This window comes from Streptomyces sp. NPDC096311 (assembly GCF_044763085.1).
GTDB lineage: Bacteria > Actinomycetota > Actinomycetes > Streptomycetales > Streptomycetaceae > Streptomyces.
Window position 1 is genome coordinate 164,802 of the sequence record NZ_JBIWFN010000020.1, and the last position, 13,079, is coordinate 177,880.

General features: G+C 70.0%; 10 protein-coding genes. 7 read left to right on the plus strand and 3 right to left on the minus strand.

Going from position 1 to position 13,079, the window contains the following annotated elements; genetic code table 11:
• The first annotated feature begins 224 nt into the window (after positions 1-224).
• Positions 225-1,052 carry a lysozyme gene (locus ACIRA5_RS40125; RefSeq protein ID WP_403699511.1) on the plus strand — a complete coding sequence of 276 codons (828 nt, stop codon included), beginning with the start codon at positions 225-227 and terminating at the stop codon, positions 1,050-1,052.
• A 97-nt stretch (positions 1,053-1,149) separates the two neighbouring features.
• Here ACIRA5_RS40125 and lon read toward each other — a convergent pair whose 3' ends face one another.
• Entirely contained in the window at positions 1,150-3,567 is a 2,418-nt protein-coding gene (lon, locus tag ACIRA5_RS40130; RefSeq protein WP_403699513.1) for an endopeptidase La, read from the minus strand.
• A gap of 373 nt (positions 3,568-3,940) precedes the next feature.
• Here lon and ACIRA5_RS40135 point away from each other — a divergent pair, with 373 nt between their 5' ends.
• A complete protein-coding gene (locus tag ACIRA5_RS40135) occupies positions 3,941-4,348 on the plus strand; it encodes a hypothetical protein (protein ID WP_403699516.1) in 408 nt (135 codons plus the stop codon).
• Between the two features lie 67 nt (positions 4,349-4,415).
• Here the strand turns inward: ACIRA5_RS40135 and ACIRA5_RS40140 are convergent, their stop codons facing one another.
• Complete coding sequence (locus tag ACIRA5_RS40140) at positions 4,416-5,333, minus strand: rhomboid-like protein (RefSeq protein WP_403699519.1); 918 nt, start codon at positions 5,331-5,333, stop codon at positions 4,416-4,418.
• Positions 5,334-5,387: 54 nt separating this feature from the next.
• On the minus strand, positions 5,388-5,642 hold the full coding sequence (locus ACIRA5_RS40145) for a hypothetical protein (protein ID WP_403699522.1): 255 nt from the start codon (positions 5,640-5,642) through the stop codon (positions 5,388-5,390).
• Positions 5,643-5,849: 207 nt separating this feature from the next.
• Between ACIRA5_RS40145 and ACIRA5_RS40150 the strand changes: the two genes are divergently transcribed.
• The 5 genes from ACIRA5_RS40150 (at position 5,850) to ACIRA5_RS40170 (ending at position 13,053) form a co-directional block, all read left to right on the plus strand.
• The gene (locus tag ACIRA5_RS40150) at positions 5,850-6,527 is read left to right on the plus strand and encodes a spermidine synthase (protein ID WP_403699654.1); all 678 of its coding nucleotides are present in this window, start codon (positions 5,850-5,852) and stop codon (positions 6,525-6,527) included.
• Positions 6,528-6,640: 113 nt separating this feature from the next.
• Positions 6,641-7,378: a response regulator transcription factor gene (locus ACIRA5_RS40155; RefSeq protein WP_054236710.1), complete on the plus strand. Its 738-nt coding sequence runs from the start codon at positions 6,641-6,643 to the stop codon at positions 7,376-7,378.
• An 86-nt stretch (positions 7,379-7,464) separates the two neighbouring features.
• Positions 7,465-8,568 (plus strand): ATP-binding protein, encoded by a 1,104-nt coding sequence (locus tag ACIRA5_RS40160; RefSeq protein WP_403699657.1) that lies wholly within the window; start codon positions 7,465-7,467, stop codon positions 8,566-8,568.
• A gap of 282 nt (positions 8,569-8,850) precedes the next feature.
• A complete protein-coding gene (locus tag ACIRA5_RS40165; RefSeq protein ID WP_403699525.1) occupies positions 8,851-12,693 on the plus strand; it encodes a multifunctional oxoglutarate decarboxylase/oxoglutarate dehydrogenase thiamine pyrophosphate-binding subunit/dihydrolipoyllysine-residue succinyltransferase subunit in 3,843 nt (1,280 codons plus the stop codon).
• A gap of 177 nt (positions 12,694-12,870) precedes the next feature.
• A complete protein-coding gene (locus ACIRA5_RS40170; RefSeq protein WP_005312030.1) occupies positions 12,871-13,053 on the plus strand; it encodes a DUF6104 family protein in 183 nt (60 codons plus the stop codon).
• Positions 13,054-13,079: the final 26 nt, after the last annotated feature.

Sequence of the window (13,079 nt, forward strand, 5' to 3'; positions counted from 1 at the left end):
CCGCAAGTATTTCTCAGGCGTAGACCAACGGCAGCCCACGGCCCCTCTTCCCAGCGCGTTCTCCCCGTGCGTAGCTTCGTGAACAGGCACCCAATGGCATGCCCACGCCGCCAGGTCGACGAGGACCTGCCCCCCCTCACGGCGCGCATGCCCGCACCACTCACGGCACGCATGTCCGCACCGTTCCCCCCACCTGGCTCCATCGAGCCCTTCGGAGGCACGTCATGCCCGTGCACGGATCCGGAACGCCCCACCGCCTGCGCCTGCTCGCGCTGGGAACCCTGCTCGCCGCCTTCTCCCTCCTCTCCGCCCTCTCCGCCCCGCCCTCCGCCGCCGCCGACACCCCCGCCCGGGGCTCCGCCCGCATGGGCATGGGCGTCCTCGCGCACGACGGCCAGGCCGGCACACCCCACACGAGTGACGCGACCCAGACGGAAGGCGTGGACGTCAGCGGCTACCAGGGCAACGTCGCCTGGTCGACCCTGTGGAACAGCGGGGTCAAGTGGGCCTACACCAAGGCCACCGAGGGGACGTACTACACGAACCCCTACTTCGCCCAGCAGTACAACGGCTCGTACAACGTCGGCATGATCCGCGGCGCCTACCACTTCGCGACCCCCGACACCACGAGCGGCGCCACCCAGGCCAACTACTTCGTGGACCACGGCGGCGGCTGGTCCGGCGACGGCAGGACGCTGCCGGGCACGCTCGACATCGAGTGGAACCCGTACGGGGCCGCCTGCTACGGCAAGACGCAGAGCGCGATGGTCAGCTGGATCAGCAGTTTCCTCGCCCAGTACAAGGCGCGCACCGGCCGGGACGCCGTGATCTACACGGCGACCAGCTGGTGGAGCGACTGCACCGGCAACTACAGCGGCTTCGCCTCCCTGAACCCCCTGTGGATCGCCCGTTACGCCGCCGACCCCGGCACGCTGCCGGCCGGCTGGGCGTACTACACGTTGTGGCAGTACACCTCGTCCGGACCGACGGTCGGTGACCACGACAAGTTCAACGGCGGGCTGGACCGGGTGCGGGCACTGGCCAACGGCTGACCGATGGCAGATGTCGGCTGACGGCTGACGGCTGACAGCACGGCGAAGGCCCGGGCCTCCCTCACGGGACCCGGGCCTTCCCTACCGGCAGCGTCCGTCACGCCGCTGCCGGAACCTCCGGCATCGCGCCGTTCGTCGCCGGCGACAGCGCCAGTTCCAGGACCTGGCGGACGTCCGTGACGGCGTGGACGTCCAGCTTCTCCAGCACCTCGGCCGGGACGTCGTCCAGGTCGGCCTCGTTGCGCTTCGGGATGATGACCGTGGTGACACCCGCCCGGTGCGCGGCGAGCAGCTTCTGCTTCACCCCGCCGATGGGCAGGACACGGCCGGTCAGTGAGACCTCACCCGTCATCGCCACGTCCGTGCGGACCAGCCGGCCGGACAGGAGCGAGGCCAGCGCCGTCGTCATGGTGACGCCCGCGCTCGGACCGTCCTTGGGGACCGCGCCCGCCGGGAAGTGGATGTGCACGCCCCGGTCCTTCAGGTCGCCGACCGGCAGTTCCAGCTCGGCGCCGTGCGAGCGGAGGAAGGAGAGCGCGATCTGCGCCGACTCCTTCATCACGTCACCCAGCTGACCGGTCAGGGTCAGACCGGCCGCGCCCGTCTCCGGGTCGGCCAGCGACGCCTCCACGAAGAGGACGTCACCGCCCGCGCCCGTCACGGCCAGACCGGTGGCGACACCGGGCACCGCGGTACGGCGCTCGGCCGGGTCCTGGGCGGACTCGGGCACGTGGTGCGGCCGTCCGATGAGCCCGCGCAGATCGGCGTCGGTCACCGTGAAGGGCAGCTCCCGCTCTCCGAGTTCGTGCTGCGCCGCGACCTTGCGGAGCAGGCGTGCGACGGCCCGCTCCAGGTTGCGTACGCCCGCTTCCCGGGTGTACTCCCCGGCGAGCTTGCGCAGCGCGCTCTCGTCGAGCGCGACCTCCTCCTTCTCCAGACCGGCCCGCTCCAGCTGACGCGGCAGCAGGTGGTCACGGGCGATGACGACCTTCTCGTCCTCGGTGTACCCGTCGAGCCGGACCAGTTCCATACGGTCGAGCAGCGCCTCCGGGATGGCTTCGAGCACGTTGGCCGTCGCCAGGAACACCACGTCGCTGAGGTCGAGCTCGACCTCCAGGTAGTGGTCCCGGAAGGTGTGGTTCTGGGCGGGGTCGAGGACTTCGAGCAGCGCCGCGGCGGGGTCGCCGCGGAAGTCGGAGCCGACCTTGTCGATCTCGTCCAGCAGGACCACCGGGTTCATGGACCCGGCCTCCTTGATGGCGCGGACGATGCGGCCGGGCAGCGCGCCGACGTACGTACGCCGGTGGCCGCGGATCTCGGCCTCGTCCCGTACGCCGCCGAGCGCGACCCGGACGAACTTGCGGCCCATGGCGTGCGCGACGGACTCGCCGAGCGAGGTCTTGCCGACACCGGGCGGACCGACGAGCGCGAGCACGGCACCGCCGCGCCGCCCGCCGACGACGCCGAGACCACGCTCGGAACGCCGCTTGCGCACGGCCAGGTACTCGGTGATGCGCTCCTTCACGTCCTCCAGACCGGCGTGCTCGGCGTCCAGGATGCTCTTGGCGCCCTGGATGTCGTACTCGTCCTCGGTGCGCTCGTTCCACGGCAGTTCCAGGACGGTGTCGAGCCAGGTCCGGATCCAGCCGCCCTCGGGCGACTGGTCGCTGGACCGCTCCAGCTTGTCGACTTCCTTGAGCGCGGCCTCGCGGACGTTCTCGGGGAGGTCGGCGGCCTCGACGCGGGTCCGGTAGTCGTCGGACTCCTCGCCCTCCTTGGCGTCGCCGTTCAGCTCGCGCAGCTCCTTGCGGACGGCTTCGAGCTGGCGCCGCAGCAGGAACTCGCGCTGCTGCTTGTCGACGCCTTCCTGGACGTCCTTCGCGATGGACTCGGCGACATCCTGCTCCGCCAGGTGCTCACGCAGCTGCTCGGTGGCGAGCTTCAGCCGGGCGACCGGGTCGGCGGTCTCCAGCAGCGTGACCTTCTGCTCGGTGCTCAGGAACGGGGAGTAACCGGAATTGTCGGCAAGGGCGGACACGTCGTCGATGGCCTGTACGCGGTCCACGACCTGCCAGGCGCCGCGCTTGCGCAGCCAACTGGTGGCGAGGGCCTTGTACTCCTTGACCAGTTCGGTGACGTGGCCGGGCAGCGGGTCGGGCACGGTCTCATCGACCCGGGTGCCCTCGACCCACAGGGCGGCACCAGGACCGGTCGTCCCGGCGCCGATCTTCACGCGCCCACGGCCGCGGATCAGCGCGCCCGGGTCGCCGTCGGCCAGTCGGCCGACCTGCTCGACGGTGCCGAGCACGCCCGTGCTCGGGTACGCCCCGTCGATGCGTGGCACCAGCAGCACCTTCGGCTTGCCGGGCTCCGACCGCGCGGCGGCCTGGGCGGCCTCCACCGCGGCGCGTACATCGGCGTCGTTCAGGTCCAGCGGAACCACCATCCCGGGCAGCACGACCTCATCATCGAGCGGCAACACGGGCAGGGTGAGCGGTGTGGACGTCGAAGCCATTATCTCTCCCTAGGCAGTCAAGTTGAGCTATGCCGACTCAATGCACGTGAGCCCCGGATTGTTCCCCAGGGTCTGTTCGCTGTGAGCGATCGCTCTCCACGGAGACATCCACGCAGGTCAGTGGGGTATCCGCCACGCTTCCCTCTTGGCCGGCGCCACTCCGCCGTAGATCCGCGGCGAACGCCTGTGGTGCGGTCAACGCCGTCGGCCAGCCGTCCCTTCCCGTGCGACCGCGCCCGGTCGACGCAGCCGACCCAGCCGCGAGAGTGCACGAGCCCCGCCGCACCACCGCAATCGCATTCGCAGCCGGCTCCTTCGCACTGCAGGCTCATCCACAGGCTGTGGAACCACGCACGGGGAGACGGGGCGCGACGTGGGCGAGGGGCAGGAACAGGGACGGGAACGGGGGTCGACCCGGCGCCGGGTGGTCGTGGGTGCCGGGGCCGCGGCCGTAGCAGCGCTCGGGGCGGCGGCGGTGCGGGCAGTGACGGAGGCGAACGGGTCCGAGCAGACGGCGCCGATCCACAGCTGGGCGACGTACATCGGCAAGACCGAGCGGTACACGGAGTACTATGGTCTCCGCCTGGACCGGCAGGGCCGGCTGCCCGGCGGGGTGAACGGCGGGGTGAACGGCGGCGAGGTCCTCTTCCGCGAGTACTACGACCTGCGCGCCGACCGTTACCAGCTCACCGACCAGCTCCACGGGGCGAGTGCGGAACGGGAGCGTCGCCTCGGCATCCCGGAGCCGGCTCGACGGCTGACGGCGGCCCGGGCCACCTGACCCGACCCGACTGGACTGGACTGGACTGGACTGATCCGGTCCGGACCCGGCCCGACCGCCCGGGATGTCAGACGGCGGCGGTGCCGGGCGACTGAGCGGTGTGTGCGGCGGCGGGGGCGGCGGGACTGGAGGCCGCCTCCGTACGGGCGCGGCGCCAGCCGCGGACCAGCGGCCAGGTCGACACCCCGATCGCCAGGGACATCACATGCCCCCAGTCCGTCATCGGGTCGGCGAATTCGAGCAGGTCCCCGACGACCATCGAGCCGAAGACGACCAGCATGGGCCAGCGCAGCCAGGGCCTCAGCAATCCGGCGAGCGCGCCGACGCTCGTGGCGACGCCGAAGCTGATGCCGTAGTCGAGACGGTGCAGGGAGCTGTCGGGGAGGTCTCCCACCAGCACGGAAAGGCCGACGGGCACCTCGGTGGCCAGGGTGGCCACGACGTGCCCGAGCAGAAAGACTCCGGCGGCCCGCAGGCCGCCTATCCGCCGCTCCAGCGCGGTCAGCACCAGCACGAACCCGATGGCGTACGGCGAGGTGATCCCGCCGGCCATCCACAGCGCACTGGCCAGCAGCACCAGCACCGGTTCGCGTACGAGGTGCGCGACATCGGTGCTGGACCCCTGCTGCAAGGCGTGCACGAGGGAGGGGTCCGCGTAGTCGGTGACCATCGCGGTGACGGTGAGCACGGCCGCGTAACCGAAGGTGAACGGCGTTCCGGTGGGGGTGGGCAGCAGCCGCCAGGGACGGAGCGACCGGAGCCGGGCGAGGACACGGGAGACGGGTGGAGCGGGAGGGGCGAGTACAGGGGGTGTCGTCGCCGGGCGGGGGGCGGGCGACACGGTCGTGGCACCGCGTTGTCGCGGCACCCCGTCCAGGAGAAGCGTGCCCGTCTGTGGGTCCTTGAGCGCGGCATCGGCCGAGGAGGCCGTCGGGGCCGTGGTCGTCGCCACTGCCCTCGCCGTCGCGGTCGTGCTCCGGTCCAAGGTGAGGGGCTCCTTCCGTCCCGCTCCACCCTTGGGGGCTCGCGGCGCCGCTGTCTATGACCGACGCCACGTGGGAGGCGATTCATAGCAACCTGATAAGCGCGTACGGCGTCCGGGGTCGCCGTGTCCGCACATGCGTCCGAGCCAGTCCGTGCGCGCGTCCGACGGCAGCCCCGTGCCCGAGACGGTGATCGAGCACAGCAGCCGGTCGAGGTGGGCCCGCATCCGGGCGGCCTTGTAGCGCTGCACGAAGAGCGCGTCGGCGAGGTGGCCGGGACCGCCCGCCTCGGCGAGCAGGACGTCGAACAAGAGAAGGAGGACCCGCCCCCACCCGCCCGGACCGCGTACCAGACACGTGCCGCCCGGCAGTGGAGCGAAGACGCGCGACCAGAACACCCCACACCGTTGGGGTTGTTCGGCTGAGCAGCGGTCCTGGCAACAGGACTCACTCCCGCTCAGCCCCTAGGAACGGTTAATTCGGCTACCCATCCCGGTGAAAATGCCAGGATGGGAGTCATGACTGCCTCGTACGACATCCCTGTAGTCATCGATCGCCGGGAAGGCCCGTACGGCGAGGTCGTGTTGCGGCGCCACGGCGCGCTGCTGCAGATCATCGCCAACGGGTGCTTCCTGATGGACACCTCCGACGGCCGCTCGGAACGGCTGCTCGTCGACGCCGCGCTGGACGCCCTGGACGGGCGGACGGAGCCCAAGGTGCTGATCGGGGGGCTCGGCGTCGGGTTCTCTCTGGCACACGCCGCCGCCGACCCGCGCTGGGGACACATCACCGTCGTCGAACGCGAAGGGGCCATCATCGACTGGCACCGTGACGGACCGCTGGCGGAACTCTCCGCGGCGGCGCTCACCGACCCCCGGACCGAGATCGTGAGATCGGATCTGCTCGCTCACGTCAATGAGACTTCCGACACGTACGACGCGCTGTGCCTCGACATCGACAACGGGCCCGACTGGACCGTCACCGAGGACAACACCGGGCTGTACGGACCCGCCGGACTGGCAAGCTGCGCAAGGGCGTTGAAGCCGGGCGGGGTACTCGCCGTATGGTCGGCGCAGCCCTCTCCGGAATTTGAAGGAACGCTGCGGAATGCCGGATTCCACCAGGTGCGTACCGAAGAGATCCCCGTTGCCCGGGGCGTTCCGGACGTCGTCCATCTCGCGGTCGGGCCTGGATAGCCGAGCGAAGGTGACTGCCCGTACCCTGCTTCCCTGGCGCAGATCATTCAAGCGTCAAGCGCAGTCATGGGATCACCCCACGGATTCCGGAAAGCACACCTCAGGGGCGGGCGATGGAGCAGACACACACCTCGCACAACGGCACGGCGGCCACGCCAGGCGCTCAGCGCCGGGTGCTGGTGGTCGAGGACGACCCGACGATCGTCGACGCCATCGCGGCCCGCCTGCGAGCCGAGGGATTCCTCGTGCAAACCGCGGGCGACGGACCGGCCGCCGTCGACACAGCGGAGGCCTGGCAGCCCGACCTGCTGATCCTCGACATCATGCTGCCCGGCTTCGACGGCCTGGAGGTCTGCCGGCGCGTGCAGGCCCAGCGCCCGGTGCCGGTGCTGATGCTCACCGCGCGCGACGACGAGACCGACATGCTGGTCGGGCTCGGCGTCGGCGCCGACGACTACATGACCAAGCCGTTCTCGATGCGCGAGCTGGCCGCGCGCGTCCACGTCCTGCTGCGCCGGGTCGAGCGGGCCGTGGTGGCCGCCTCGACGCCGCGCAGCGGGATCCTGCGCCTCGGCGAGCTGGAGATCGACCACGCGCAGCGCCGGGTGCGGGTGCGCTCGGAGGACGTGCACCTCACGCCCACCGAATTCGACCTCCTGGTATGCCTCGCCAACACTCCGCGCGCGGTACTCTCCCGCGAGCAGTTGCTGGCCGAGGTCTGGGACTGGGCGGACGCCTCGGGCACCCGGACCGTGGACAGCCACATCAAGGCGCTGCGCCGGAAGATCGGTGCCGAGCGGATCCGTACCGTCCACGGTGTGGGCTACGCCTTGGAGACCCCGACTCCGTGAGCCGGGTCTCCGCAGGGACCAGGAACCTCATGTAGGGGGCTGATGTCATGAGCGGGCTCGGTGAATCGGGCAGCACCACGGGCGTCATGAGCGGTCCCGGTGAGCCGGGCCGCGGCGAGGGGTTCTGGGGCTCCGTACGCCCCTTCTCGATCAAGACCAAGCTGGGCGCTCTGGTCGTCATCTCCGTGCTCATCACCACGGGTCTGTCGATGATCGCGGTGCACACCAAGACGGAGCTCCGCTTCATCACGGTCTTCTCGATGATCGCCACACTGCTGATAACGCAGTTCGTGGCCCATTCGCTCACCGCGCCGCTGGACGAGATGAACACGGTCGCCCGCTCCATCTCGCACGGCGACTACACCCGCCGGGTGCGTGACGACCGGCGGGACGAGCTGGGCGACCTGGCCCAGACGATCAACCTCATGGCCGACGAACTGGAGGCCCAGGACCGCCAGCGCAAGGAACTCGTGGCGAATGTCTCGCACGAGCTGCGCACCCCCATCGCGGGCCTGCGCGCGGTCCTGGAGAACGTCGTGGACGGTGTCTCGGCCGCCGACCCCGAGACGATGCGTACGGCCCTGAAGCAGACGGAGCGGCTGGGCCGGCTGGTCGAGACGCTGCTGGATCTCTCCAGGCTGGACAACGGCGTCGTACCGCTGCGCAGGCGCCGTTTCGAGGTGTGGCCGTACCTGTCCGGCGTGCTCAAGGAGGCCAACATGGTCGCCTCCGCGCGCGCGGGCATCGCCTCGGGCTCCGGCAGTCACACCCGCACCGACGTCCATCTGCACCTCGACGTGTCCCCGCCTGAGCTGTCCGCGCACGCGGACCCGGAGCGGATCCACCAGGTCGTGGCGAACCTCATCGACAACGCGGTCAAGCACAGCCCGCCGCACGGCCGGGTGACGGTCAAGGCGCGGCGCGGCGACTACCCGGAGTCACTTGCCCTGGAGGTCCTGGACGAGGGCCCCGGCATTCCGCAGTCGGAGTGGCACCGGGTCTTCGAGCGCTTCAACCGCGGCGGGGTGCCCTCACCGCACGGCCCGGGCAGCGACGGCGGTACGGGCCTCGGCCTCGCCATCGCCCGTTGGGCGGTCGATCTGCACGGCGGCCGGATCGGCGTGGCCGAATCCCAGCGGGGTTGCCGGATTCAGGTCATCCTTCCAGGGCTTCCTTCTCTGCCAAGTTGACGTAAAGTTCGAACCGGAGCCACAAGATCCACCGTCGTCCCGTGCTCGTGGACACGTGTGATCAGGCACAGGGCCGTGTGAGTCGTACCGCGACCCTGGATCGACGTACCCGTTCCGGACCGAAACCCCGCTTGTTTCCCGCCATTTCCTTCCCCGAAACACGCTTTCCGATGTGACTTACGCGACGTTGGACCGGCCCGGCCTGACCTTCTCGGCCATGGGGGCGTAGCCTTAATTCCCGCTGTCCATCACCTTGTGAAGCGGAAGAGGGCGGTTGCCGCCGTGTCGCCACAGTCCCCCAGTAACTCGAGCATCTCGACCGATGACCAAGCCGCCGGGAAGAACCCCGCGGCCGCGTTCGGTGCGAACGAATGGCTCGTCGACGAGATCTATCAGCAGTACCTCCAGGACCCGAATTCGGTAGACCGAGCCTGGTGGGACTTCTTCGCCGACTACAAGCCGGGGGCGCCTGCCGCCTCGGCTTCGGCGGGTACTGCGGCCGCGGGGGCCGCAGGGACCACCACCCCGTCAGCGACGCCTCAGGCCGCGCCTGCCGCGCCCGTGACGCCCGCAGCCCCGGCTCAGGCCGCTCCTGCGCCCGTCCAGGCCGCCGCTCCCGTGGCCGCTCCGGCGGCGCCGAAGCCCGCTGCCGCCGCCCCGGCCCCCGTGAAGGCCGCTCCGGCCCCCGCGAAGGCCGCTCCGGCCCCCGCGAAGGCCGCCGCGAAGCCGAAGGCCGAGCCCGCGACCGAGGGCCCCGAGGGTCCCGAGTACGTGACGCTGCGTGGTCCCGCCGGTGCCGTCGCGAAGAACATGAACGCCTCCCTGGAGCTGCCCACGGCCACGTCCGTGCGCGCGGTCCCGGTGAAGCTGCTCTTCGACAACCGCATCGTCATCAACAACCACCTGAAGCGCGCCCGGGGCGGGAAGATCTCCTTCACCCACCTCATCGGCTACGCGATGGTGCAGGCCATCAAGGCCATGCCGTCGATGAACTGGCACTACGCGGAGAAGGACGGGAAGCCCACCCTCGTCAAGCCCGCGCACGTCAACTTCGGCCTCGCCATCGACCTGGTGAAGCCGAACGGCGACCGCCAGCTCGTCGTCGCCGGCATCAAGAAGGCCGAGACGCTGAACTTCTTCGAGTTCTGGCAGGCCTACGAGGACATCGTCCGCCGCGCCCGCGACGGCAAGCTGACGATGGACGACTTCACCGGTGTCACGGTCTCCCTGACCAACCCCGGCGGCCTCGGCACCGTCCACTCCGTCCCGCGTCTGATGCCCGGCCAGTCGGTCATCATGGGCGTCGGCTCCATGGACTACCCGGCGGAGTTCCAGGGCACCTCCCAGGACACCCTGAACAAGCTCGGCATCTCGAAGGTCATGACGCTCACGTCGACCTACGACCACCGGGTGATCCAGGGCGCCGCCTCCGGCGAGTTCCTCCGGATCGTCGCGAACCTCCTCCTCGGCGAGAGCGGCTTCTTCGACGAGATCTTCGAGGCCCTGCGCATCCCCTACGAGCCGGTCCGCTGGCTCAAGGACATCGACGCCAGCCACGACGACGACGTCACGAAGGCCGCCCGCGTCTTCGAGCTGATCCACTCCTACCGGGTCCGCGGCCACGTCATGGCCGACACCGACCCGCTGGAGTACCGCCAGCGCAAGCACCCCGACCTCGACATCACCGAGCACGGCCTCACCCTGTGGGACCTGGAGCGTGAGTTCGCGGTCGGCGGCTTCTCCGGCAAGTCGATGATGAAGCTGCGCGACATCCTCGGCGTGCTGCGCGACTCGTACTGCCGCACCACCGGCATCGAGTTCATGCACATCCAGGACCCGAAGCAGCGCAAGTGGATCCAGGACCGCGTCGAGCGCCCGCACTCCAAGCCGGAGCGCGAGGAGCAGCTGCGCATCCTGCGCCGTCTGAACGCGGCGGAGGCCTTCGAGACCTTCCTGCAGACGAAGTACGTCGGCCAGAAGCGCTTCTCCCTGGAGGGCGGCGAGTCCGTCATCCCGCTCCTCGACGCCGTCATCGACAGCGCCGCGGAGTCCCGCCTGGACGAGGTCGTCATCGGCATGGCCCACCGCGGCCGCCTGAACGTCCTCGCCAACATCGTCGGCAAGTCGTACGCGCAGATCTTCCGCGAGTTCGAGGGCAACCTCGACCCGAAGTCGATGCACGGCTCCGGCGACGTGAAGTACCACCTGGGCGCCCAGGGCACCTTCACCGGCCTGGACGGCGAGCAGATCAAGGTCTCGCTGGCCGCGAACCCCTCCCACCTGGAGACGGTCGACCCGGTCATCGAGGGCATCGCCCGCGCCAAGCAGGACATCATCAACAAGGGCGGCACGGACTTCACCGTCCTGCCGGTCGCCCTGCACGGTGACGCGGCCTTCGCGGGCCAGGGTGTGGTCGCCGAGACGCTGAACATGTCGCAGCTGCGTGGCTACCGCACCGGCGGCACGGTCCACATCGTCATCAACAACCAGGTCGGCTTCACCGCCGCCCCGGAGTCCTCGCGCTCCTCCATGTACGCCACCGACGTGGCCCGCATGATCGAGGCGCCGATCTTCCACGTGAACGGCGACGACCCCGAGGCCGTCGTCCGCGTCGCTCGCCTGGCCTTCGAGTTCCGCCAGGCGTTCAACAAGGACGTCGTCATCGACCTCATCTGCTACCGCCGTCGCGGGCACAACGAGTCGGACAACCCGGCGTTCACGCAGCCGCTGATGTACGACCTGATCGACAAGAAGCGCTCGGTGCGCAAGCTCTACACCGAGTCCCTGATCGGCCGCGGCGACATCACCCTCGAAGAGGCCGAGCAGGCGCTGCAGGACTTCCAGGGCCAGCTGGAGAAGGTCTTCACCGAGGTCCGCGAGGCCGTCTCGCAGGGGGCCGAGGTGCAGATCTCGGACCCGCAGGCGCAGTTCCCGGTGGCCGTGCAGACCGCGGTCTCCCAGGAGGTCGTCAAGCGGATCGCCGAGTCCCAGGTCAACATCCCCGACAACGTCACCGTCCACCCGCGTCTGCTGCCGCAGCTGCAGCGCCGGGCGGCGATGATCGAGGACGGCACGATCGACTGGGGCATGGGCGAGACCCTCGCCATCGGCTCCCTCCTCCTGGAGGGCACCCCGGTCCGGCTGTCGGGCCAGGACTCCCGCCGCGGCACCTTCGGCCAGCGCCACGCGGTCCTGATCGACCGGGTCACGGGCGAGGACTTCACCCCGCTCCAGTACCTCTCCGACGACCAGGCCCGCTACAACGTCTACGACTCCCTGCTCTCCGAGTACGCGGTCATGGGCTTCGAGTACGGCTACTCGCTGGCCCGCCCGGACGCCCTCGTGATGTGGGAGGCGCAGTTCGGCGACTTCGTCAACGGCGCGCAGACGGTCGTCGACGAGTACATCTCGGCCGCGGAGCAGAAGTGGGGCCAGACGTCCGGCGTCACCCTCCTCCTCCCCCACGGCTACGAGGGCCAGGGCCCCGACCACTCCTCGGCCCGCATCGAGCGCTTCCTCCAGCTGTGCGCGCAGAACAACATGACGGTCGCCCAGCCGACGCTCCCGTCGAACTACTTCCACCTCCTGCGGTGGCAGGTGCACAACCCGCACCACAAGCCGCTGGTCGTCTTCACCCCGAAGTCGATGCTGCGCCTCAAGGCCGCCGCGTCGAAGACGGAGGAGTTCACCACGGGCGCCTTCCGCCCCGTCATCGGCGACGACTCGGTCGACGCCCAGGCGGTCCGCAAGGTCGTCTTCTGCGCCGGCAAGCTGTACTACGACCTCGAGGCCGAGCGGCAGAAGCGCGGCGTCACGGACACGGCGATCATCCGCATCGAGCGCCTGTACCCGCTCGCGGGTGCCGAGCTCCAGGCGGAGATCGCCAAGTACCCGAACGCCGAGAAGTACCTGTGGGCCCAGGAGGAGCCGGCGAACCAGGGCGCGTGGCCGTTCATCGCGCTCAACCTGATCGACCACCTGGACCTGGCCGTCGGCGCCGACATCCCGGGCGCCGAGCGGCTGCGCCGCATCTCCCGCCCGGCCGGCTCGTCCCCGGCCGTGGGCTCGGCGAAGCGGCACCAGGCCGAGCAGGAGCAGCTGGTGCGTGAGGTGTTCGAGGCGTAGCCCTCGACCCGCTCACGTCCGGTGAAGGGCCCGGCCTCCGAGAACACCGGAGGCCGGGCCCTTCCCCGTGCCACCGTTCCGGCGGTGATACGGGGTCCGAGTCCCTCCGGGCGCCCCGTGCGCCCACTTATCCTTTTCTCAGCGTTTCCCTTCACTTTCAGCGACGGAGCACCATCCATGTACTTCACCGACCGTGGCATCGAGGAACTGGAGAAGCGGCGCGGCGAGGAGGAGGTCACCTTCGAGTGGCTCGCCGAGCAGCTGCGTACGTTCGTCGACCTCAATCCGGACTTCGAGGTGCCGGTGGAGCGGCTGGCGACGTGGCTGGCGCGGCTGGACGACGAGGACGACGAGGAGTAGGCCCCCGACGTCGGGAGCGGGTGGGC